This is a genomic window from Burkholderia sp. Ac-20365, from assembly GCF_017104715.1.
Lineage (GTDB): Bacteria > Pseudomonadota > Gammaproteobacteria > Burkholderiales > Burkholderiaceae > Paraburkholderia.
The window spans coordinates 33,401-56,316 of record NZ_JAAGPI010000031.1 but is presented as its reverse complement, the minus strand read 5'-3'; the positions used below and the strand labels follow the sequence as shown (position 1 = coordinate 56,316).

Genomic DNA, 22,916 nt, shown 5'->3' with positions numbered 1-22,916 from the left:
ACCGATTGAGTTGCCCGCCTCTGCTTCATAGCATTGCGTCATTCCTATCCCATTCGATACGCATTGTGACCGCATTGCATGCGGCACCGCGTCAATTCAGGAGGAGACGCCTGATGGATCGTGAAGCAAACGAGGCCGTGAGCCGGACCGCGCAAACCGCCCGCATCACCCGCATCGAGATAACACATCACCAGCTGGAGCTCGATCCGCCCTTCCCCGCCTCGTGGGATAGCCAGCCGCGCCGCAAATTTCCCGCGACCATCGTGCGCGTCCACGACGACGCCGGCCGCGTCGGCATTGGCTCCGGCGATGCGATGTACGGTTTCGCCGACTACCAGCATCTGTTCATCGGCACCGATCCGCTCGACCTCGCGCGCCATAGCGCCGTGCTCGACAACATCGGCTTCCACGCAGGCCGACCATGGCCGCTCGATATCGCGCTGTGGGATCTCGCCGGGAAAATCCGCGGGCAAGCGTGCTGGCAGATGGCGGGTGGCCGCAGCAACCGGATTCGCGCATATGCGTCGAGCGGCGTGCATCGCCGTCCCGACGAGATGGCGCGTATGGCGCTGCATGTCGCCGAACGCGGCTTTCCAGCGCTGAAAATCCGTTTCGGCCGTCCGCAACTGAAGGACGATTTCTCTGTGCTGGCCGCCGTGCGCGAAGCCGTCGGCGACCGGCTCGAACTGATGGTCGACTGCAATCAGGGCTGGCGCATGCCGTGGGACACCGCGGCGCCGTGGACCTTCGACGAAGCGCTCGCCGTCGCGCGTGAACTGGAAAAACATCGCGTCTACTGGATGGAAGAACCGCTGCACCGCGGCGATTACGACGGCATGGCGCGGCTGCGTCAGGCGGTGACGCCGCAGTTGCGTATCGCTGGCGGCGAGATGACGCGCGAGCGCTACGAGTTCGATCAGATGCTCGCGCGCGATTGTCTCGACGTGTATCAGCCGGACGTCGCGTGCTCGCTCGGCATGGAAGGGCTGCGCAAGCTCGCGCAAGCCGTCGAGGCGCGTGGCAAGGTTTTCACGCCGCACACGTGGGGCAACGGTATCGGCGTTGCCGCCAATCTGCACGTGACGGCGGGCGCCGCGAGCGCGCCATTCATCGAATTTCCGTACGACCCGCCCGAATGGTCGATCGAGCGCCGCGACTTCATGCTGAAGAACCCGATCGATATCGACAGCGAAGGCTGGATCACGCTGTCCGATGCGCCGGGCCTCGGTCTTTCGATCGACGAAGACGTCCTCGCCGCGACGCTCAGTTCCAGCAGCACCTACGGCTGACGCCGTAATAACCAGACGCAACGAAAGGCGCTCGACGACAGCGCCATACATCCAATCACAATCGGAGACACACCATGCAGATCAGATCCCTGATGCGCACCGTCACGGTCGCGCTCGCCGCCGGCGCCTTATGGCCCGCCGCGGCTCACGCCGGCACGTGGTGCTCGGCGGGCAAACCCGTGCGCTTTGCGGGCGTCACGTGGGAAAGCGGTTCGTTCACGTCGGAAGTGCTGCGCTTCATCACCGAGAAAGGCTACGGCTGCAAGACGGACACGATCCCCGGCAACACGGCTGCCACCGAAACGGCTTTGTCGCGCGACGATCTGCAAGTGTGGTCCGAACAGTGGACGGGTCGCTCGGAAATCATCGCGAAAGCGGTCGCCGACGGCCACGTGAAACTGCTCGGCGACACGCTGCCGGGCGGCACCAACGAAGGCTGGTTCGTACCCGAGTATGTCGTGAAGGGCGACGCAAAGCGCAACATCAAACCGGTCGCGCCGAACCTCGTTTCAGTGACCGATCTGCCGAAGTACAAAGGCGTGTTCGAAGACGACGAAGAACCGGGCAAAGGCCGCTTCCTCAACTGTCCGTCGGGCTGGGATTGCGAACGCGTGAACCGGCGTCTCCTGAAGACCTTGAATCTCGACGATTCGTACACCGACTTCCGCCCCGGCACGGGCGCAGCGCTCGACGCCGCGATCGAATCCGCGTATCAGCGCGGCAAGCCTATCCTCTTCTACTACTGGGAACCCGCTGCGCTGATGGCGAAGTACAAGTTCGTCCAGCTGAAGATGCCCGCGTTCAACCAGAAGTGCTGGGACACGCTGCGCGCGGATAACAGCACGTCGCAATGCGCGTCGTCGTATCTGGTTTCGCATCTGAAGGTCGGCGTGTCGACGCCGTTCTATCAGGCCGAGCCGCAGCTGATGGACACCTACTCGAAAGTCAGCTTCCCGATGGACTTCCTCAACAAGACGATCCTCGACATGACGAGCAAGAAGATCGACGGCCCGACGATGGCGAAGCAGTTCCTGCGCGAGCATCCGGACATGTGGAAGGCGTGGGTGCCCACCGACGTCGCGCAGAAAGTTCAAGCCGCGCTCGCCAGCTGATACGGCAGCGACGCGTGATGACGCACCGGAGGGTTTCAACATGAATTCGATCTTTCTGCATCTGTCGATCGCCGACTGGGTGAACGACCATGTGCAATCGTTCGTCGCCGCGTACGGCGACAGTTTCCATGACTTCAGCACGGCGCTGCTGCGCTACGTACTGGTGCCGCTCGAGGGCGTGCTGCGCGCGACGCCGCCGCTCGCGATCCTGATCGCCGTCGGGCTGCTGACGCTGAACGCGACGCGGCGCATCGGCATTGCGGGCTTTTTCGTGCTGCTGCTGTATGTGATCGGCTGCTTCGGCCTGTGGGACAAGCTGATGCAAACGCTCGCGCTGATGCTGGTGGCGACCGTGCTGTCCGTCGCGCTCGGCGTGCCGCTCGGCATCTGGGCGTCGCGCAGTCCGTGGATGCGCCGCATGCTGCTGCCCGTGCTCGACATCATGCAGACGCTGCCGAGCTTCGTGTATCTGATCCCCGTGCTGATGCTGTTCGGCCTCGGCAAGGTGCCCGCGATTCTCGCGACGATCATCTACGCGCTGCCGCCGCTGATCCGTTTGACCGATCTGGGCATCCGTCACGTCGATGCCGATGTCGTCGAAGCGGCGCGCGCCTTCGGCACGACGCGCTGGCAGTTGCTGATGAACGTGCAGTTGCCGCTCGCGCGTCCCAGCATCATGGCCGGTATCAACCAGACGACGATGATGGCGCTGTCGATGGTCGTGATCGCGTCGATGATCGGCTCGCGCGGGCTTGGCGAAGACGTGCTCGCCGGCATCCAGACGCTCGATATCGGCAAGGGCATGCAGGCGGGTATCGCGATTGTGATTCTCGCTATCGTGATCGACCGGATCAGTCAGGGTTATGGGCAGGATCGCCGCACGCGACGGCTCGTCGCGCAGCGCCGCAAGGCGAAGGCGGCATCGCGCGTGCCGTATCGCAATGCTGGCGCGCCGCGCGATGAAGAAGCTGCGGCAACAGGCAACCAGAATGCAACGCAAAGCGGACTCGAAACCCGCACCGCGGATTGACGGAGGGCACGGACATGTCATCGATCGAAGTCAAGAACGTGTACAAGCTCTTCGGCCCGGAAGCCGGTCATCGGCGCGTGCTCGACCTGTTGAAGAGCGGCAAGACCAAGGCTGAAGTACTCGCGCAAACGGGCTGCAACGTCGGCCTGAACAACGTGAGCCTGCATATCGGCTCGGGCGAGATTTACGTGATCATGGGTTTGTCGGGCTCGGGCAAGTCGACGCTCGTGCGTCACTTCAACCGGCTGATCGAGCCGACGGCGGGCGAGATCGTGATCGACGGATCGGATGTCATCAAGCTCGACCCGCACGGCTTGCGCGAACTGCGCCGCTACAAGGTCAGCATGGTGTTCCAGAACTTCGGCCTGCTGCCGCATCAGACGGTGCTCGACAACACCGCCTATGCGCTGCGCACGCGCGGCGAAGGCAAGGCGGAAGCGAACGAGAAAGCGCGCATGTGGCTCGGCAAGGTTGGGCTCGACGGTTACGCCGATCACTATCCGGACGAACTGTCGGGCGGCATGCGTCAGCGCGTGGGCCTCGCCCGTGCACTCGCCGCCGATACCGACGTGCTGCTGATGGACGAAGCCTTCTCCGCGCTCGATCCGCTGATCCGCACGGAAATGCAGGACCAGTTGTTGCAATTGCAGGCGACGCTCAACAAGACGATCGTGTTCATCACGCATGATCTCGACGAAGCGCTGCGCATCGGCAACCGTATCGCAATTCTGCGGGACGGCACGCTGGTGCAGGAAGGCACGCCGAACGAGATCCTCACGAAACCCTCCGACGATTACGTCGCGCGCTTCGTCGAGCGGCGTTCGGGCGCGCATTGAACGCCGAGGTGAGCGGAGCATCGCAAGACGGCGGGTAAAATGCAGGCGATGACGGTGTCCTTCATCACGAAGGACGCCGTCGACGTTTTGATGCAACGCTGTGTGCGTTTGCCTTTCTGCCCGCTCCCATGAATCTCGAAAGCGTTCTCTTTTCTCAAGGCTTCGGTTCGCGCCGCCAGTGCCGCGCGATGATCGCGGACCGCCGCGTGTCGATCGGCAGTGCGCCAGTCACCGATCCTGATGCCGATGTCGATACGAACGCGCTTGTGTTCGAAGTCGACGGCACCGCGTGGCCTTATCACGAACGCGCGTACATCCTGCTCAACAAGCCCGCGGGCTATGAATGTTCGCGCGATCCGCAGCATCATCTGAGCGTGTTCAATCTGCTGCCCGCGCAGTTCGCAACACGCAACGTGCAGTGCGTCGGCCGCCTCGATCAGGACACGACGGGCCTGCTGCTCCTCTCCGACGACGGCCAGTTCGTCCACGCGTACACGTCGCCCAAGCGCAAGGTGCCGAAGGTCTATCTCGCGACCACGCGCCACCCGCTTGACGACACACAACTCGCCGCGTTGCGCGACGGCGTACTGCTGCACGGCGAAGCGAAACCCATCGCAGCGGTCGCGGCGCATGCGCGCAGCGAGCATCAGCTGGAACTGACCGTGCTGGAAGGCAAATACCATCAGGTGAAGCGGATGGTCGCAGCGTCCGGCAATCGCGTTGAAGCGCTGCATCGCGAGCGGGTCGGCGGGCTGGCGCTACCAGCAACACTCGCCGAAGGCGCATGGCAATGGCTCGATGCCGCCGACCTCGGTGCATTACGGAGCGGGTAAACGACTAAGGCCGCGTGCACGCCGTTTCAAGTCACTGAAACTACGTTGGATTCCGAACAAAAGCGCTACAAAAACCTTGCAGAACGCTGCGATGCAGCATGCTTGCTCCGAACGCCCGTCCTATACTCGGATCAACAAAGATTACAAAGCAGGCAAGGAGGCGCCATGGTCATCTACGGCAACCTGGCGGTTTCATACGGAATGGTCGCGTTCATCGGACTCGCGATGCTGCTGATTGGCGGCGTACTGGCGATCATGCATCTTCGGCACCGGTACGAGCCGAACCTGATCGCCGCGCTGATCGGCGCGTTCTGCTGCTTCCTGTTGCTGGAAGCGCTACCTGCTCTTATCTGAACTCACTGTGCGCAGAAAATCGGCGACGCTCGGATAGCGCAGCCTGAAGCGCAACTCGCGCTTCAGACGCGTATTCACGAGCCGCCGCGATTCGCGCATGAACGACAGCATCATCTCGCCCAACTGCTGCTCCGCTTCGGCGCGCGTGACGCGTGGCGCGCGCTCGATGCCGAATGCGTCCGCAACCTCGTCGAAGTACTCGCCCATTTTCAGCGTTGTATCGTCGGACGCGTGGATCACGCGCGACGGGCGGCCGTGCGTCGTCATGCGCAGCAGGATCGCGGCGAGATCGTCGGCGTGGATGTGATTCGTGTAGACGTCGTCGGCATCGACGAGCGCGGGCGTGCGCTTTTCCAGCCGCGCGAGCGGCAGCCGGTTGCCCGCATAAATGCCCGGAATGCGCGCGATGCTCGCCGTGATCGCATGCCGCGCGGCCGCGCGCCGCAATTGCGTTTCCGCCGATACACGGCGTTTCGCGCGTTCGTTGGCCGGCGCGACGGGACGCGTTTCGTCGAGCCACGCGCCGCCGCAGTCGCCGTAGACGCCCGTCGTACTCGCATAGACGAGCCGCAAACGCCAGTTCGGCCGATACCCGGCCCGCGGAGCCGGATACCCCCCGTCGGGTACAATACTGGATGTTTTGCGTGCACGAAGACCGTGCTGCGCGCGCCGCAAACGCGCGGTCGCCACATGGCGGGCGCGACGCTTACGCGGCGCAGCCAGCGTGGCCAGCAACGCCCGCGTGCGGGTGTCGATGTCGCCGGCTTTTTGCGGCGGCGCGAGATGCAGCACGGTTGGCGCGAGACGGGCAAGACGCGAGAGGCTCGCGCGCACGTCCAGATCGCCGACGATCGGCGTGACGCCCGCCGCGCGCAGTTCGTCGCGGCGCTCCGCGTGGCTCGTGAGCGCATAGAGACGCGCGCGTCCTTGCAGTTGCCGTACGCAGCGCATGCCGACATCGCCGCAACCGACGATCAGCACGCGCGGCCTGCGCAATTTTCGTGTCGCTTTCATCGTGGACGCATTGTATCTGCGATCCACGACACGCATTGGTTACTGATTCCCTGCATTCGAAGATTGAACGACATATGGCATTCAACGTAACGCTCCGGCAAAGCGGCCGGCAGTTTCAGGTAGAACCCGACGAACCCGTGCTGACAGCCGCCCTTCGCCAGGGCATCGGCCTGCCGTACGGCTGCAAGAACGGCGCATGCGGTTCGTGCAAGGGCACGGTCGTCGCGGGTGAAGTCGAGCAGCGCGCGCATTCGTCGTCGGCGCTGTCGAACGACGAAAAGACGCGCGGCATGGCTCTCCTGTGCTGCGCGACGGCTTGCACCGATCTCGAAGTCGATATCCGCGAAGTGACGGGCATCGGCGACGTGCAGATCAAGAAGCTGCCATGCCGCGTGAACGCGATCGAGCGCAAGGCCGACGACGTCGTCGTGCTCAAGCTGCAGTTGCCCGCGAACGAGCGCCTGCAGTACATGGCCGGCCAGTACCTAGAGTTCATCCTGAAGGACGGCAAGCGCCGCAGCTATTCGATGGCGAGCGCGCCGAGCGCAGAAGGCCCGGTCGAGCTGCATATCCGTCATATGCCGGGTGGCGCGTTCACGGATCACGTCTTCAACACGATGAAAGAGCGCGACATCCTGCGCTTCGAAGCGCCGCTCGGCACGTTCTTCCTGCGCGAAGAATCGGACAAGCCGATCGTGCTGCTCGCATCGGGCACGGGCTTCGCGCCGCTGAAGGCGATCGTCGAGCACGCGGTGTTCAAGAACATCACGCGCCCGATGACGCTCTACTGGGGCGCGCGTCGCAAGAAAGATCTGTACATGATGGAACTCGCCGAGCAATGGGCGCGCGAGATTCCGAACTTCAAGTTCGTGCCGGTGCTGTCGGAACCGGACGCGGACGACGCGTGGACGGGTCGTGTCGGCTTCGTTCATCGGGCCGTCATCGAAGATCTGCCAGACTTGTCGGCGTATCAGGTGTACGCGTGCGGTGCGCCCGTGATGGTCGAGTCGGCGCAACGCGATTTCACGCAGCATCATCGCCTGCCGGAAGACGAGTTCTATGCGGATTCGTTCACGAGCGCGGCCGATCTCGCGAACCCCGTCTGATCGTTGCGCAGTCACGCTTCGTAAGCAACACCGGCCGGCACTGCGTGAAAACATGCAAATTGCAGGTTTACACGGGCGCCGGCATTGTCGTATTCTTTCGCGCATGAACCGCATCCTGTCCGAACTTCGACGTCGCCGCTCGCTGCTCCCTTAGGGGCGCCGCTGGCTTCGTCACGGATTCGCGCGAACAACGCGCTTGCAGTTCGAATCATGAAAGCCACGGCATGCCGTGGCTTTTTGTATTTGCGCAGTCCTTTTTTCTTTCCGTTGCTGGGCCATTCTGTCCGAGGCGGTTTTTCATCCCTGTTTGCCTGGAGCCTGTAGCCATGAACTTCAATGAGTATCCGATCGATTCGCTGATGTACATCACGAACCGGCCCGAAATCGTTTTCACGCACGGCAAGGGCTCGTGGCTCTATGACAACACCGGCAAGCGATATCTGGATTTCATTCAGGGCTGGGCCGTCAACAGCCTCGGCCATTGCAACGACGGTGTGGTCGAAGCGCTGACGCAACAGGCGAAGACGCTGATCAACCCGTCGCCGGCGTTTTACAACGAGCCGATGGCGAAGCTCGCCGCCCTGCTCACGCAACACAGCTGCTTCGACAAGGTGTTCTTCACGAACAGCGGCGCGGAAGCGAACGAAGGCGCGATCAAGCTCGCGCGCAAGTACGGCAAGAAGTTCAAGAACGGCGCGTACGAGATCATCACGTTCGATCACAGCTTCCACGGCCGCACGCTCGCGACGATGTCGGCAAGCGGCAAGCCGGGCTGGGACACGATTTATGCACCGCAGGTGCCAGGCTTCCCGAAGGCCGAACTTAACGACATCGCATCCGTCGAGAAGCTGATCACCGACAAAACCATCGCCGTGATGCTCGAGCCGATCCAGGGCGAAGGCGGCGTGATTCCGGCATCGCGTGAATTCATGCAGCAACTGCGCGAGCTGACGACGAAGCACGGCTTGCTGTTGATCGTCGATGAAGTGCAGAGCGGCTGCGGCCGTGCGGGTACGTTGTTCGCATATGAGCTGTCGGGTATCGAGCCGGACGTGATGACGCTGGCGAAGGGTATCGGCAGTGGCGTGCCGTTGGGCGCGTTGCTGTGCAAGAAGCACGTCGAAGTGTTCGAAGCGGGCGATCAGGGCGGCACGTACAACGGCAATCCGTTGATGACGGCTGCTGGCTATTCGGTGATTTCGCAACTGACGGCGCCGGGCTTTCTCGATGGCGTGAAGGCGCGCGGCGAGTATCTGCGCGCGAAGCTGCTCGAACTGTCAGAAGAGCGCGGGTTCCTCGGCGAGCGTGGTGAGGGTCTACTGCGTGCGCTGCTGCTGGGCAAGGATATCGGCAATCAGATCGTCGAGAAGGCTCGCCTGATGGGACCTGACGGTCTGCTGCTCAATGCTGCGCGTCCGAATCTGCTGCGCTTCATGCCTGCGCTGAACGTCACCACTGAGGAGATCGATCAGATGATGGCAATGCTGCGGTCGATTCTGGATTCGCTGTGATTGAGGCTTCTTCGTCTCTGTCGATCCGCGTGTTCGCCGCGGGCGATACGGATGAGGTGATTGCGTTGTGGCTCGAGGCGTTTCCTGAGTATCGGGACGCTTCAAGGCCGCAGCGTAATCCGCATCTGTCCATTGCCAATAAGCTTGCTACTCAGCCTGAGTTGTTTTTCGTTGCCGTCAAGGATGGTTGTATTGTCGGCACCGTGATGGCTGGGTATGACGGGCATCGGGGATGGGTGTATTCGCTCGCGGTTTGCTCGCGGGAACGGCGGCTCGGGATCGGTACGCGGTTGATGCAACATGCTGAAGGGGCGCTCACCGCGCGGGGGTGCCCTAAGGTTAATTTGCAGGTGCTGAGTGCCAAGGCTGATGTGAGGGGTTTTTATGAGTCCCTCGGGTATCGGGTTGATGAGGTTGTTAGTCTTGGGAAGCGGTTGGGGCTGTAGCGTAGCTGGGTGCTTGCGTTTGGTTTTCGCTGGCATCCGCGATTTGCCTCTGGTCTGCTAGTGTTGCCCCTGTGCGGGGCGGCACCTACTTTTCTTTGCCGCGGCAAAGAAAAGTAGGCAAAAGAAAGCCGCTCACACCGCCAACTTTTCTTCCTGCCCACGGGCCCCCAACGGCCCCGTCCTGTCCGCGACATCTCCCTTCTCGATGCCCGCTGCCAACGCTCTTATTGAGCGCCTCACCTGCTTCACACTCCCGCGTCGCCACATGCGCGATCGCATCGCCCATGTTCCATAGCGGCAAACTGTGTGTCGGCTTTCGCGCCATACACGCACCACTCCGGCCTGAAAACACGATCGGTGTCGTAGGAACGCTGACGTGCGAAGTACTACGACCTACACACAGTTTGCCACCTGGGCGGCCGTGACCGTTCGCGGCCGCTGGCAGTTGTACGGGTGCTTGAAGTGGGTGAGGCGCTTAGCCGAAGCGCTGGCAACGGGCAGTGAAGGGCAGAACGCCGTTTGAAGCGGAGGAACTGTTGGGGCCCTCAGGCGGTGGTCAAGAATTAGCGGTGTTAGCCCGCTTTCTTTGCTTACTTTCTTTGCGGCGGCAAAGAAAGTAAGTGCCGCCCCGCACAGGGGCAACGCTTGAAGAACCAATAACAAACCGCGGATGCCAGCGACAACAAAAGCAAACCGACCCAGCGTCGCAGACACCAAACCAAAACCAGCAACAAAAAAGGCCGCACGCCTAAACGTGCAGCCTTTCCAGTCAAAACAAACAACGAAACAACAAAAAAACAAAAAAACCGAACCGCGAGTATCACTCGCCCAGATACGCTGCCCGCACCTTAGGATCATCAAGCATCTGCTTGGCGTCGCCAGACATAGTGACAGTACCCGAATCCATCACATAGCCACGATCAGCCGCCTGCAAGGCAAGTCGAGCATTCTGCTCAACCAGCATCACAGTAATGCCTTCCTTGGAAATCTCGCGCACCACTTCGAAGATCTTCTCGACCATGATCGGCGACAGACCCATCGACGGCTCATCGAGCAGCAACAGCTTCGGCTTCGAGATAACAGCGCGCGCCATCGCGAGCATCTGCTGTTCACCGCCGGAGAGCGTACCGGCCAACTGCGTAGCACGTTCCTTCAGACGCGGGAAGAAGCCGAACATGCGATCGACGTCCTTCTTGATGCCTTCCGTATCGCTACGCAGATAAGCACCCATCTGCATGTTCTCGACAATCGACATGCGAGCAAAGATCCCGCGACCTTCCGGCACCATCGCCAGACCGCGCTTGAGCAACTCATGCGGCGGCACGCCCTTGATCGACTGCCCCATGTACTCGATATCGCCAGCCGAGTACGGCTTGAGGCCCGTGATCGCCTTCATCGTGGTCGTCTTGCCCGCGCCATTGGCGCCGATCAGCGTGACCAGTTCGCCCTGCGCGATCTCGAGGTCAACACCCTTGACGGCCTGAATGCCGCCGTAGTTGACCTGAAGGCCCTTGATTTTCAACATTGCCGTAGCCATCAGTGGACCCCCGCACCCAGATAAGCCTCGATCACCTTCGGGTCCTTCTGCACGTCATGCGGCAGACCTTCAGCGATCACCTTGCCATAGTCGAGCACTGTCATGCGATTGCACAGGCCCATCACCAGTTTCACGTCGTGCTCGATCAGCAGGATCGTCTTGCCGTCCGCGCGGATCTTGTCGAGCAGCTTCGTCAGTTCGACCTTCTCGGTTGCGTTCATGCCGGCAGCCGGTTCGTCGAGTGCGAGCAGCTTCGGATCGGTCGCCAGTGCACGTGCAATCTCCAGACGGCGCTGGTGACCATACGACAGGTTGCGCGACGTGTAGTCGGCGTACTGCAGCACGCCGACGTATTCGAGCAGTTCCAGCGCGCGTTCCTTGATCTCGCGCTCTTCCTGACGCTCAGCCGGCGTCTGGAACACTGCGCCCAGCAGACCATGCTTGGTCCGCACGTGACGGCCGACCATCACGTTTTCCAGCGCAGTCATGCCGCCGAACAGACGAATGTTCTGGAACGTACGCGCGATACCGGCCTTCGCCACCTGATACACAGCCGTCGGCGTGTACGGCGTGCCGTCGAGCTTGAACTCGCCCGAATCCGGCGTGTACAGACCCGTGATCACGTTGAAGAACGTGGTCTTGCCGGCGCCGTTCGGGCCGATCAGACCGTAAATCGTGCCCTCTTCGATCTGAAGGCCCACGTCCGACAGCGCCTGCAAGCCACCAAAGCGCTTGTTCACGCCCTTCACGGACAGACGGATTTTCTTGTCGCTCATATCTGATACTCCCCTGTCCGATTAGGCACGCACCGGCTTCTTGCCGTTGCGCTTCGCAATCTTCGCGATCTTGTCTTCGTGCTTCGGCGACGGCCACAGGCCTTCCGAGCGGTAAAGCATGATCAGCACCATCGCGAGTGCGTACACGAGCTGACGGATCACTTCCGTATCGACGATTTCATGGCCGAACAGCATGTGTTGCAGCGGACCCATCGTCGAACGCAGGAATTCGGGCAGCACGGCGAGCAGCACCGCGCCGAGAATCACGCCCGGGATGTGACCCATGCCGCCCAGCACCACGCACGCCAGCACGACGATCGATTCCGGCAGCGTGAACGATTCCGGCGACACGAAGCCCTGGAACGCGCCGAACATCGCGCCCGACAGGCCGCCGAACGACGCGCCCATCGCGAACGCCAGCAGCTTCACGTCACGCGTGTTGATGCCCATTGCCTTCGCAGCAATTTCGTCTTCGCGGATCGCGGCCCATGCACGGCCGATACGCGAGTGCTGCAGACGCGTACACACCCAGATCACGAACAGCGCGCACAGCACGAACACGTAGTAGTACGAGTACACCGACGGAATCGACAGACCGAAAAACGAGTGCGTCTGCGCGAGGCTGAAGTCACCGACGTGAATCGGATCGATACCCGTGATGCCCTTCGGGCCGTTCGTGATGTTCACCGGACGGTCGAGGTTGTTCAGGAAAATCCGGACGATTTCCCCAAAGCCCAACGTCACGATCGCGAGGTAGTCGCCGCGCAGACGCAGCGTCGGTGCACCGAGAATCACGCCGCACAGCGCCGCAATCGCCATCGCGCACGGGATGATGATCAGGAACGGCACATGCAGGCCGCCCGGCGCGAGATGCGCGATCCATTCGAATTGCGACGACAGGTGCGGCGACGACAGCAGTGCCGCCGTGTAGGCGCCGACCGCGTAGAACGCTATGTAGCCCAAATCCAGCAGGCCGGCAAAGCCGACCACCACGTTAAGACCCAGCGCGAGCATCACGTACAGCATCGCGAAGTCGAGCACGCGGACCCAGTAATTGCCGCCGGCAGTGCCGATGACAAACGGCGCTGCGATCACGAACACGGCGGTGATGATGCCCACCGTCAGCGTCTTCGTCAGGTTGCGTTCGGGGATGAGCGTCGTGGACGGCTCGATCGGTTGAATTGAGGTCATTATGTTTGCTCCTTTCCCTTACGCGCGATCCGCGACACGTTCGCCCAGCAGGCCCGACGGACGGAACACCAGCACGATGATCAGCACGATGAATGCGAACACGTCCTGATAGTTACTGCCGAACACGCCACCCGTGAGGTTGCCGATGTAACCAGCGCCCAGCTGTTCGATCAGACCGAGAATCACGCCACCGACCATCGCGCCGCCGAGATTGCCGATACCGCCCAGCACCGCCGCCGTGAACGCCTTCAGGCCGGGGATGAAGCCCATGTAGAAGTGCGCGTTGCCGTATTCCGACGCGATCATCACGCCCGCCAGCGCGGCGAGCGCCGAGCCGATCATGAAGGTCGCCGAGATCACGAAGTTCGGGTTCACGCCCATCAGCGAGGCGACGCCCGGGTTCTCGGCGATTGCGCGCATCGCGCGGCCAAGCTTGGTCTTGTGCACGAGGAGCAGCAGGCCTGCCATCACGAGGAACGCAACGACGATGATCACGATTTCAGTCATCGAGATCACGGCGCCAGGCGTCGTATCGGTGGCCTTGATCACGTTCAGAGGATCGGTCGGCAGCAGCTGCGGGAACGGCAGCGGGTTGCGCGACCAGATCATCATCGCGAGCGTCTGCAGCAGGATCGACACGCCGATCGCGGTGATCAGCGGGGCGAGACGCGGCGCCTTGCGCAGCGGCCGGTACGCCACCCGCTCGATCGTGTAGCCCACCACCGCGCACACGATGGCTGCTATGACCAGCGCGATGCACAGCGTCGGCACATTGCCGAGACCGGGGAAGTGGTTCTGCAACACACCGATGGCCGAGAGCGCGACCATCGCGCCCACCATCAGCACGTCGCCGTGCGCGAAGTTGATGATGCCGAGAATGCCGTACACCATCGTGTAGCCCAGTGCGATGATGGCGTAGACGCTGCCAAGCACCAGTCCGTTGATCACCTGCTGGATGAAAATATCCATTTAATGCTCCTTAGCCCGTGCGACTGGATTCGCGCTCTTCATCTGCCGGTTGGCGTTGATGCCTTACGCAAATCGCAACGGCACTGCGGGTACTGATATAAAAGACCGGTAAGGGTTATCTTCATCGGCCGCCCGATGCCGCTGGGTTGCAGCGGCCCGCGCGTCCGACGCGGATGCAAAAACGGCACCGTCGGATGGTCCGGTGCCGTCAGGCTGTACGTCCCGTCATTACATCTTCACGACGTCGAGGACCGCTTTCTTGCCGTCCTTGAAGTCGTAAAGCGTAATCGCGCCTTCTTTCAGGTCGCCCTTGTCGTCGAATGCGATGTGACCGATGACACCCGTGTAATCGGTCGAAGGCATCGCAGCGAGCACCTTGGGCGGCTCGATCGAATTGGCGCGCTTCATTGCATCGACGATCACGTACACAGCGTCATACGTGAACGGCGCGTAAATCTGCACCGGCGTGTGGAAGCGTGCGTCGTACTTCTTTTCGAAGTCCGCTCCCCTGTCCATCTTCGAAAGCGCAAGACCTGCTTCCGAACATACGAGGTTCTGAACGGCACTTCCCGCCAGTTCCCCTACCTTGTCGGTGCACACGCCGTCGCCGCCAAGGATTTTTGCCCTGATTCCGAGCGCCGCTGCCTGTTTCGTAAACGGCCCGCCCGTTGCATCCATGCCGCCGAACATGATGGCGTCCGGCTGGGCACTCTTTATCTTTGTGAGGATGGCCCGGAAATCCGTGGCCCGGTCATTGGTCGCCTCGCGCGCAACGATCTTTGCGCCGCCCGCTTCCGCCGTCTTCGCGAATTCGTCAGCAAGACCCTTGCCATATGCAGTTGCGTCGTCCACGACTGCGATCCGTTTCGCGCCGAGTGCCTTCGTCGCGTAGTTCGCCAGCGCCGGTCCCTGCTGCGCATCGGTCGCGACGACCCGGTAGGTCGTCTTGAAGCCCTGCTGCGTAAAGGCCGGATTCGTCGAGGATGGCGAGATCTGCACAATGCCCGCGTCGCTATATATCTTCGAGGCCGGAATCGATACACCCGAATTCAGGTGCCCGACAACAGCCACCACGTGATCGTCCACCAGTTTCTGCGCGACCTGCGTGCCCGTTTTCGGATCGCCCGCATCGTCCTGCGCATCGAGTTGCAGCTGGATCTTGCGACCGTCGATGGTCAACCCCTGCGCGTTGATCTCTTCAACAGCGAGACGCGCCCCGTTTTCATTGTCCTTGCCCAGATGTGCAATGCCGCCCGTCAAAGGGGCCGCATGACCGATCTTCACGACGGTCACTTCGCTTGCGCTCGCCGCCGACGCTGCCACTGCAGCCGACGCACCCATGCCCGCCTCGCCATCATTCTTTTTGCTGCACGCGGTCAACATCGCAACCGCGGCCGCGATGGACACGGCACAAGCAAACTTGACTCGCATTAAATAGGTCTCCTGCGCCTTGCAAAATCTGGCGTTCCGGGGCCTTTAGCCCTGAGAACGCGCGCATTGTAACTCCAATTTTGCGACGGGCAATATTGTTGGATGCGCAGGGTTTTCCTGCATTGCAACCGCCTCCAGAGGCCTTTTTCGAGCATATGGCGCAACCCGGTTGCGCCAGTTTTCCGTGCATCAGTTGCACCAACGCTGACGCCTTGCCACATCAGTTGTTGCAGCCTTTCCGCTGCGAGCCCGATGGTGCGGACTTCAGCACATCTATGTTTCTCAATATTATGTTAGTCGACGAATGCACTGTATTTGTGCACATGTCTGGATATCTTGTCGATCATCAGACGAAAAACGGGGCGCGATCGATGTCATGCACCCAAATTACGCCCCGAAAAACAAAAAGAATGTTCGCCTCGACACCGTCACTTTATTGTTTTTCTATGATCTGGCACCGTTTTTACGGCGATGCGCGATGCGCGCGGGCATAAAAAAAGCGCGCTCGAAGCGCGCTTTTTCGGACGGGGACAGTTCGTCAGGCAGGCAAACCGAGCCCGCGAGGCAGCGGAAACGCGATGTTTTCCTCGATGCCTTCGAGCGCGCGCACGTTGCGCACGCCCAGTTCACGCAGACGGCCGATCACAGCCTGCGCCAGCGCTTCCGGCGCCGATGCGCCGGCCGTCACGCCGATGCGGCGCTTGTCGGCAACCCATGCGGGATTGATCTGATCCGGCGAGTCGACCATATAGGAAGGCACGCCGAGCTTTTCGGCCAGCTCACGCAGCCGGTTCGAATTCGAGCTGTTCGGGCTGCCCACCACGATCACTACGTCGCACTGCGGCGCCATGAATTTGACGGCGTCCTGGCGGTTTTGCGTCGCGTAGCAGATGTCCTGCTTCTTCGGTTCCTTGACGTTCGGATACTTCGCCTTGAGCGCACCGATGATCTGTGCGGCGTCGTCGACCGACAGCGTCGTCTGCGTCACGTACGCGATGCGGTCGGGATCGGCGAGCTGCAGCGCCTGTACGTCGTCGATATCTTCGACGAGATACATGCCCTCGGCCGTCTGGCCCATCGTGCCTTCCACTTCGGGGTGACCCTTGTGGCCAATCATCACGATGTCGAAGCCTTCCGCGCGCATCTTCGCGACTTCGATGTGCACTTTGGTGACGAGCGGACACGTTGCGTCGTACACGCGCAGGCCGCGCTCGTCGGCCTCCGCGCGCACTGCCTTCGATACACCATGCGCGCTGAAGATCACCGTGCTGCCCGAGGGCACTTCTTCCAGCTGTTCGATGAAGATCGCGCCCTTCTTGCGCAAATCCTCGACAACGTAGGCGTTATGAACGATTTCGTGACGCACGTAGATCGGCGAACCGTACAGCTTGATGGCGCGCTCGACGATCTCGATCGCCCGATCGACGCCGGCGCAGAATCCGCGCGGCTGCGCGAGCAGGATTTCCGTTTCGGCGAGAGTCGTGTCCGTGATGCTCATGTTTACAGGATCCCGATGATTTTGACTTCGAACGTCAGCGCCTGGCCGGCGAGCGGATGGTTGAAATCGAAGAGAGCCGAGGTTTCACCGACCTCTTTCAGCACGCCAGCATAGCGTCCACCGCCCGGCGCATTGAATTCGACGAGATCGCCGGGAGAAAAATCCTCGCCGATCATGCTGTTTTCACGGAGCGTGGCCAGCGACACGCGCTGGACTAGTTCCGGATTGCGCGGGCCGAATGCCTGACCCGGCTCTAGCTGAAAGGTCGAATGGTGACCCACCTTCAATCCCAGCAGAATGTCTTCCAGCGGCGGCGCCAACTGGCCCGCGCCCAGCAGCAGCGTAGCGGGAGTGTCGTTGAAGGTGCTGACGATCTCGGCGCCATCGGCGAGCGAAAGCCGGTAATGAAGCGTGACGTGCGAACCGGGTTTCACTTCGGAGATGTCGATGATGCTCATGCGGTACTCGTTCGGTCGTGGCGCGCCACGCGGGAGCGCGGCGGCGCGGGTCGCGCGCATGGCAGGCCCGTGCGAGGCCGGGGGCGCCGTGCGCAAAGGAGCTATTGTAAGCCACATATGCCGACCCGGCTGGAACGTTGCTGCGCGGCGCGTGGTCGCCGCTTCATCTGAAATCCGAAGGACGCTGCCATGAACGACACGTTAGTGATACCGCTAAACGACGCGGAAAAATCCCCAATCCGCCGCTGTGCGCCCACCTGGCCGACGCGCGACATGCCGCGCGAGCGGCTGCTCGACGCCGGTCCGGCGGCGCTCTCCGACACCGAACTGGTTGCGCTCGTGCTCGGCTCGGGACTGCCAGGCCATAACGTCTTCGATGTCGCGCGCTCGCTGCTGGCGCGCTTCGGCTCGCTGCGCGCCATGCTCGACGCCACGCCGGAAGACTTCGACGGCGTGCGCGGCGTCGGGCCCGCAAAACGCGCGCAACTGCTGGCGATCATGGAGATGGCGCGGCGCGCGCTCGCGGAGAAAATGCGCGAGCGCCCGTTGATCGATTCGCCCGAAGCCGTCGAGGACTATCTGCGGCTGCTCATCGGCTCGCGGCCATATGAAGTGTTCATTTGTCTCTTTCTGGACACGCGGCACCGGCTGATCCGCTCGGAGGAGAATTCGCGCGGCTCGCTGACGCGCATGGCCGTGTACCCGCGCGAGATCGTGCGGCGCGCGCTGTCGGTCAATGCGGCGAGCCTGATCGTCGCGCACAATCACCCGTCGGGCGCCGTCAAGCCGAGCGCCAGCGACCGCCAGCTCACACGCGTACTGCGCGACACGCTCGCCCTGATCGACGTGCAGCTGATCGATCATCTGGTTATTGGCGCGAACGACACGTTCTCTTTTGCGCGCGCCGGCTGGCCTTGAACGCCGCCGGCGTCGCGGGCCCGCCTACCCGTCGCAAATAAGGTTTGATTTTTGGGCTCTTTTTCTGCTAATATTTCGGTTTGCCTCTTTCCAACCCCTGTTCCGAAGCCATTAAGGCCTTTCCGGAAAGCAAGTGATTCAAGTCGGCTACGGCTCGGTCCTAATGTTTTTCCCGGGAAACTTCACGGCGTTCCGAACTCAGAATTAGCGTATTAGGAGTGCTCTCATGGCACGCGTATGCCAAGTAACTGGGAAAGCGCCGATGAGCGGCAACAACGTTTCCCACGCGAACAACAAGACCAAGCGTCGTTTTCTCCCGAATCTGCAAAACCGCCGTTTCTGGGTTGAAAGCGAAAACCGTTGGGTGCGTCTGCGCGTTTCGAACGCCGGTCTGCGCCTGATCGACAAGAACGGTATCGACTCCGTGCTCGCAGACCTGCGCGCACGTGGCGAAGCCTAAGGAGTAAATCATGGCCAAGGGCGCACGCGACAAGATCAAGCTGGAATCGACCGCTGGTACGGGTCACTTCTACACGACCACGAAGAACAAGCGCAACATGCCGGAAAAGATGGAGATCATGAAGTTCGATCCCGTCGCTCGCAAGCATGTGGCGTACAAGGAAACGAAGATCAAGTAATCTGGTTTCCGAGCCTGTTTGACGACGAAAAGCCCCGCTTCATGCGGGGCTTTTTGTTTTTCGGGCCGCCTGCCATCCAGCATCCCTCGGCCTTCCCCGCTTCTTACCGCGCACGCAACACACTCCGCCGTCCAGTCAGCTTTTCCTCGATCGTTTCAACGCGTATGCTCTTCGGTTTCCCAAACGAACGGCTGTGGCGGCGCTCGCCGCACCGGCCGCGCAATACGACGGAGAGAGGAGATGAATTTCGATGTAGCGATTGTCGGCAGCGGGCTGGCAGGTTTAAGTGTCGCGCTGAATCTCGCGCAGACGCGGCGCGTCGCCGTGATCGCCAAGCGCTCGCTGACCGAGGGCGCGAGCGACTGGGCGCAAGGCGGCATCGCCGCCGTGCTCGATTCGGCCGATAGCGTCGAGAATCACGTCGACGATACGCTGGTCGCCGGCGGCGGCTTGTGCGATGAGGCCGCGACGCGCTTCATCGTCGAGCATGGCCGTGAGGCGATCCAATGGCTGATCGACCAGGGTGTGCCGTTCACGAAAGACGACGCGGCAGAACTCGGCTTTCACCTGACGCGCGAAGGCGGGCACAGCCATCGGCGCATCATCCACGCGGCCGACGCCACGGGCCACGCCGTTGTCGCCACGTTGAGCGAGCGCGTGCGCCAGCATCCAAACATCACGCTGCTCGAAGATCACTACGCGATCGATCTCATCACGTCGGACCGCCTCGGCCTGCCCGGACGGCGCTGTCACGGTCTGTACGCGCTCGATCTGGCGAGCGGCCGCACCGTCACGATCGAGGCGCCGCACACCGTGCTCGCAACGGGCGGCGCAGGCAAGGTCTATCTCTACACCACGAACCCGGATACCGCGACAGGCGACGGCATCGCGATGGCGTGGCGCGCGGGCTGCCGAGTCGCGAACATGGAGTTCATCCAGTTCCATCCGACGTGTCTGTTTCACCCTTACGCCAAGTCCTTCCTGATCTCGGAAGCGGTCCGAGGAGAAGGCGGCATTCTTAAGCTGCCTGACGGCACGCGCTTCATGCCGGCGCACGATGAACGCGCCGAACTCGCGCCGCGCGACATCGTCGCGCGCGCGATCGACTTCGAGATCAAGAAGCGCGGCATCGACTGCGTGTATCTCGATATCAGCCATCAATCGCCTGAATTTTTGCGCGAGCACTTCCCGACCATCCTCGCGCGCTGTCTCGAATTCGGCATCGACATCACGAAAGAGCCGATTCCCGTCGTGCCCGCGGCGCATTACACGTGCGGCGGCGTGGTCACGGATCTCGCCGGGCGCACGGATCTGGCTGGACTGTATGCCGTAGGCGAAACGTCGTGCACGGGTTTGCATGGCGCGAATCGGCTGGCGAGCAACTCGCTGCTCGAATGTCTCGTGATCGGCCGCTCTGCCGCGCAAGCCATCGAGGACGAAGGCTTCGGCGCGGCCGTGCATGCGCCACTACCGGATTGGGACGAAAGCCGCGTCTCCGATCCCGACGAGGAAGTGGTCGTCGCGCACAACTGGGACGAGCTGCGCCGCTTGATGTGGAATTACGTCGGCATCGTGCGAACGGACAAACGTCTCGCGCGCGCGAAGCATCGGCTGACGCTGCTGCGCGACGAAATCCACGAGTACTACGCGAACTTCAAGGTGAACCGCGATCTGCTCGAACTGCGCAATCTGGTCGATGTCGCGTCGCTGATCGTCGAAGGTGCGCGTTCGCGGCGTGAGAGCCGCGGGCTGCACTATAGCCGCGACTGGCCGAACGCACTGCCCAAGGCGCTGCCGACCGTGCTTTCACCTGAGCGCGTGCCGAACCGCAACGTATAACGGTTGAGCGCTGCGCATTGAAAAAAGGCCATCGCCAGTCTGACTGGCGATGGCCTTTTGCTTGTGTACCGCTGGAGCGCTATCAAACGATGCGCATCGAAAAATCCGTCGCGCGCACGTCCTTCGTCAGCGAACCGACCGATACGCGATCGACACCCGTCTCCGCGATCTGCCGGATCGTGTCGAAATTCACGCCGCCCGACACTTCGAGCACCGCGCGCCCTGCCGTGATGCGCACAGCGTCGCGCATCATGTCGAACGTAAAGTTGTCGAGCAGCACCGACTTCGCGCCGTGCACCAGCGCCGACTCCAGTTGCTCGAGCGTTTCGACTTCGATCTGGATCGACACGCCAGCGTTCAACGCGAGCGCAGCCTGCATCGCCGGCCCGACGCCGCCAGCTGCCGCGATGTGGTTCTCCTTGATCAGGATGCCGTCATAGAGCGCAAGGCGCTGATTCGCACCGCCACCGACGCGCACTGCGTACTTCTGCGCGAGCCGCAAACCGGGCAACGTCTTGCGTGTGTCGAGCACGCGAGCGCGCGTATGCGCAATTGCGTCCGCGAATTTGCGCGTCGCGCTTGCGACGCCTGACAACATCTGCAGGAAGTTGAGACCGTTGCGTTCGGCGGTCAGCAGCGAGCGAGCCGGGCCACGCAGCGTACACACCACCGAGTCGGCCGTCATCCTGTCGCCTTCGCGATAGCGCCACTGCACTTCGATACGCGGATCGACGCGACCCATCACCTCGTTGAACCACGGCACACCGCACAGCACCGCTTCTTCACGCACGATGATGCGCGCGTCGCGCATTTCATCGGCGGGAACCAGCAGGCCCGTCAAATCGCCGCTGCCGACGTCTTCCGCGAGCGCATCGCTGACATTGCGCGCGATCGCGGCAGCAAATGCCTCGCCATACTGGGTTGCGATTTCCGCGAACAGCGGCGACACGGCGTCCTTCAATTCCAGTTGCTCACTCGCGCCCATCAAGCCGCTCCCACATTCGAGAACAGCGCCGTATCGCGTGCGAGATCGCCGCTCGCCTGCACGCGCTTCTTGTGACGCGCAGCGAAATCGAGCATCCGGTCGATCGGCAGACGCGCACGCTCGCCGATCGACGGGTCGACGAAAATTTCGTTGTGGCCGCGTTCAAGCACTTCGGCAAGATTACGCAGGCCGTTCATCGCCATCCACGGGCAATGCGCGCAGCTCTTGCACGTCGCGCTGTTGCCGGCAGTGGGTGCTTCGATGAAGATCTTGCCTGGCGCAGCAAGCCGCATCTTGTGCAGGATACCGAGGTCCGTCGCGACGATGAAGTGCGTTGCGCTGCTGTTCTTTGCCGCGTCGATCAGTTGCGTCGTCGAACCGACTACGTCCGCCTGCGCAACGACACTTTCCGGCGACTCGGGATGCACGAGCACTTTTGCGTCCGGATATTCGGCGCGCACCAGATCGAGCTCGACGCCTTTGAACTCGTCGTGAACGAGACACGAGCCCTGCCACAACAGCATGTCGGCGCCCGTTTTCTTCTGGATATAACCACCCAGATGACGATCCGGCGCCCAGATGATCTTCTCGCCGCGCGCGTGCAGATCCGCGACGATTTCCAGCCCGATCGACGACGTCACCATCCAGTCGGCACGCGCCTTCACCGCTGCGCTCGTATTCGCGTACACGACGACTGTACGGTCCGGATGTTGATCGCAGAAAGCAGAAAATTCGTCGACAGGACAGCCGAGATCGAGCGAACACGTCGCGTCCAGATCCGGCATCAGAATACGCTTGTTCGGACTAAGAATCTTTGCGGTCTCGCCCATGAAGCGCACGCCGGCAACCACCAGCGTCTGCTCTTCGCGATCGCGTCCGAAGCGCGCCATTTCAAGCGAATCGGCCACGCAACCGCCCGTCTCGTCGGCCAGTTCCTGCAACTCCGGGTCGACGTAATAATGCGCGACGAGCACCGCCTTCTCGCGCTTGAGCAAGCCGCGAATACGCTCTTTCAACGCAAGCCGTTCCTGCGCGGACGGCGCGTCCGGCACTTTCGCCCAAGCCTGGCCGACACTGCAGGCCGCGCCTTGCGGACGGTCGTACTCGACGCTCCTGATCGCCTGATTCATCATCTCCTCTGCCCT

At 61.9% G+C, this 22,916-nt stretch carries 23 protein-coding genes; 13 read left to right on the top strand and 10 right to left on the bottom strand.

The features are described from left to right. Nucleotides 1-113 precede the first annotated feature (113 nt). The 6 genes from G3O01_RS34450 (at nt 114) to G3O01_RS34425 (ending at nt 5,454) form a co-directional block, all read left to right on the top strand. Complete coding sequence (locus G3O01_RS34450) at nt 114-1,289, top strand: mandelate racemase/muconate lactonizing enzyme family protein (protein WP_205811469.1); 1,176 nt, start codon at nt 114-116, stop codon at nt 1,287-1,289. A gap of 74 nt (nt 1,290-1,363) precedes the next feature. Then, the gene (locus G3O01_RS34445) at nt 1,364-2,401 is read left to right on the top strand and encodes an ABC transporter substrate-binding protein (protein WP_205811468.1); all 1,038 of its coding nucleotides are present in this window, start codon (nt 1,364-1,366) and stop codon (nt 2,399-2,401) included. A gap of 40 nt (nt 2,402-2,441) precedes the next feature. Further along, nucleotides 2,442-3,431 carry a proline/glycine betaine ABC transporter permease gene (locus G3O01_RS34440; protein WP_205811467.1) on the top strand — a complete coding sequence of 330 codons (990 nt, stop codon included), beginning with the start codon at nt 2,442-2,444 and terminating at the stop codon, nt 3,429-3,431. Between the two features lie 14 nt (nt 3,432-3,445). Continuing rightward, nucleotides 3,446-4,267, top strand: a complete 822-nt coding sequence (locus G3O01_RS34435; RefSeq protein WP_205811466.1) for a glycine betaine/L-proline ABC transporter ATP-binding protein — start codon at nt 3,446-3,448, stop codon at nt 4,265-4,267. A gap of 128 nt (nt 4,268-4,395) precedes the next feature. Next, nucleotides 4,396-5,100 carry a 16S rRNA pseudouridine(516) synthase gene (locus G3O01_RS34430; RefSeq protein WP_205811465.1) on the top strand — a complete coding sequence of 235 codons (705 nt, stop codon included), beginning with the start codon at nt 4,396-4,398 and terminating at the stop codon, nt 5,098-5,100. A gap of 165 nt (nt 5,101-5,265) precedes the next feature. Beyond that, on the top strand, nt 5,266-5,454 hold the full coding sequence (locus G3O01_RS34425; protein ID WP_205811464.1) for a hypothetical protein: 189 nt from the start codon (nt 5,266-5,268) through the stop codon (nt 5,452-5,454). Here the strand turns inward: G3O01_RS34425 and G3O01_RS34420 are convergent. Further along, nucleotides 5,437-6,468 (bottom strand): NAD-dependent epimerase/dehydratase family protein, encoded by a 1,032-nt coding sequence (locus tag G3O01_RS34420; protein WP_205811463.1) that lies wholly within the window; start codon nt 6,466-6,468, stop codon nt 5,437-5,439. The genes G3O01_RS34425 and G3O01_RS34420 overlap by 18 nt on opposite strands. 74 nt (nt 6,469-6,542) lie before the next feature. Here G3O01_RS34420 and G3O01_RS34415 point away from each other — a divergent pair, with 74 nt between their 5' ends. The 3 genes from G3O01_RS34415 to G3O01_RS34405 all read left to right on the top strand — a co-directional run bounded on the left by G3O01_RS34415 (nt 6,543) and on the right by G3O01_RS34405 (nt 9,531). Beyond that, nucleotides 6,543-7,574, top strand: coding sequence for a CDP-6-deoxy-delta-3,4-glucoseen reductase (locus G3O01_RS34415; protein WP_205811462.1), 1,032 nt, complete (start codon nt 6,543-6,545; stop codon nt 7,572-7,574). A 326-nt stretch (nt 7,575-7,900) separates the two neighbouring features. Next, nucleotides 7,901-9,085 carry an acetylornithine transaminase gene (locus tag G3O01_RS34410; protein WP_205811461.1) on the top strand — a complete coding sequence of 395 codons (1,185 nt, stop codon included), beginning with the start codon at nt 7,901-7,903 and terminating at the stop codon, nt 9,083-9,085. Next, on the top strand, nt 9,085-9,531 hold the full coding sequence (locus tag G3O01_RS34405; protein ID WP_205811516.1) for a GNAT family acetyltransferase: 447 nt from the start codon (nt 9,085-9,087) through the stop codon (nt 9,529-9,531). Before G3O01_RS34410 ends, G3O01_RS34405 begins: the two co-directional genes overlap by 1 nt. An 820-nt stretch (nt 9,532-10,351) precedes the next feature. On the opposite strand, the gene G3O01_RS34400 is transcribed toward G3O01_RS34405, so the two are convergent. The 7 genes from G3O01_RS34400 to G3O01_RS34370 form a co-directional block, all read right to left on the bottom strand. After that, nucleotides 10,352-11,068 carry an ABC transporter ATP-binding protein gene (locus G3O01_RS34400; protein ID WP_180736119.1) on the bottom strand — a complete coding sequence of 239 codons (717 nt, stop codon included), beginning with the start codon at nt 11,066-11,068 and terminating at the stop codon, nt 10,352-10,354. Beyond that, nucleotides 11,068-11,844 carry an ABC transporter ATP-binding protein gene (locus tag G3O01_RS34395; RefSeq protein ID WP_205811460.1) on the bottom strand — a complete coding sequence of 259 codons (777 nt, stop codon included), beginning with the start codon at nt 11,842-11,844 and terminating at the stop codon, nt 11,068-11,070. The genes G3O01_RS34400 and G3O01_RS34395 overlap by 1 nt, the downstream gene beginning before the upstream one ends. Nucleotides 11,845-11,865: 21 nt before the next feature. Beyond that, on the bottom strand, nt 11,866-13,035 hold the full coding sequence (locus tag G3O01_RS34390) for an ABC transporter ATP-binding protein (protein WP_205811459.1): 1,170 nt from the start codon (nt 13,033-13,035) through the stop codon (nt 11,866-11,868). An 18-nt stretch (nt 13,036-13,053) separates the two neighbouring features. Next, nucleotides 13,054-14,004 (bottom strand): branched-chain amino acid ABC transporter permease, encoded by a 951-nt coding sequence (locus G3O01_RS34385; protein WP_012400001.1) that lies wholly within the window; start codon nt 14,002-14,004, stop codon nt 13,054-13,056. A 228-nt stretch (nt 14,005-14,232) separates the two neighbouring features. After that, nucleotides 14,233-15,435 carry a branched-chain amino acid ABC transporter substrate-binding protein gene (locus G3O01_RS34380; protein ID WP_205811458.1) on the bottom strand — a complete coding sequence of 401 codons (1,203 nt, stop codon included), beginning with the start codon at nt 15,433-15,435 and terminating at the stop codon, nt 14,233-14,235. Between the two features lie 538 nt (nt 15,436-15,973). Beyond that, the gene (ispH, locus tag G3O01_RS34375) at nt 15,974-16,933 is read right to left on the bottom strand and encodes a 4-hydroxy-3-methylbut-2-enyl diphosphate reductase (RefSeq protein ID WP_205811457.1); all 960 of its coding nucleotides are present in this window, start codon (nt 16,931-16,933) and stop codon (nt 15,974-15,976) included. Between the two features lie 2 nt (nt 16,934-16,935). After that, on the bottom strand, nt 16,936-17,391 hold the full coding sequence (locus G3O01_RS34370; RefSeq protein WP_205811456.1) for a peptidylprolyl isomerase: 456 nt from the start codon (nt 17,389-17,391) through the stop codon (nt 16,936-16,938). Between the two features lie 189 nt (nt 17,392-17,580). Between G3O01_RS34370 and radC the strand changes: the two genes are divergently transcribed. The 4 genes from radC (at nt 17,581) to nadB (ending at nt 20,786) form a co-directional block, all read left to right on the top strand. Next, entirely contained in the window at nt 17,581-18,309 is a 729-nt protein-coding gene (gene radC / locus G3O01_RS34365; protein ID WP_205811455.1) for a DNA repair protein RadC, read from the top strand. 226 nt (nt 18,310-18,535) lie between these two features. Beyond that, nucleotides 18,536-18,769 (top strand): 50S ribosomal protein L28, encoded by a 234-nt coding sequence (gene rpmB, locus G3O01_RS34360; RefSeq protein ID WP_004186391.1) that lies wholly within the window; start codon nt 18,536-18,538, stop codon nt 18,767-18,769. Nucleotides 18,770-18,779: 10 nt separating this feature from the next. Beyond that, nucleotides 18,780-18,947 (top strand): 50S ribosomal protein L33, encoded by a 168-nt coding sequence (gene rpmG, locus G3O01_RS34355; RefSeq protein WP_004185395.1) that lies wholly within the window; start codon nt 18,780-18,782, stop codon nt 18,945-18,947. Between the two features lie 240 nt (nt 18,948-19,187). Then, on the top strand, nt 19,188-20,786 hold the full coding sequence (gene nadB / locus G3O01_RS34350) for an L-aspartate oxidase (RefSeq protein ID WP_205811454.1): 1,599 nt from the start codon (nt 19,188-19,190) through the stop codon (nt 20,784-20,786). A gap of 82 nt (nt 20,787-20,868) precedes the next feature. Here nadB and nadC read toward each other — a convergent pair whose 3' ends face one another. After that, nucleotides 20,869-21,771 carry a carboxylating nicotinate-nucleotide diphosphorylase gene (nadC, locus tag G3O01_RS34345; protein WP_205811453.1) on the bottom strand — a complete coding sequence of 301 codons (903 nt, stop codon included), beginning with the start codon at nt 21,769-21,771 and terminating at the stop codon, nt 20,869-20,871. Further along, on the bottom strand, nt 21,771-22,901 hold the full coding sequence (gene nadA, locus G3O01_RS34340) for a quinolinate synthase NadA (protein WP_205811515.1): 1,131 nt from the start codon (nt 22,899-22,901) through the stop codon (nt 21,771-21,773). Before nadA ends, nadC begins: the two co-directional genes overlap by 1 nt. Nucleotides 22,902-22,916 lie beyond the last annotated feature (15 nt).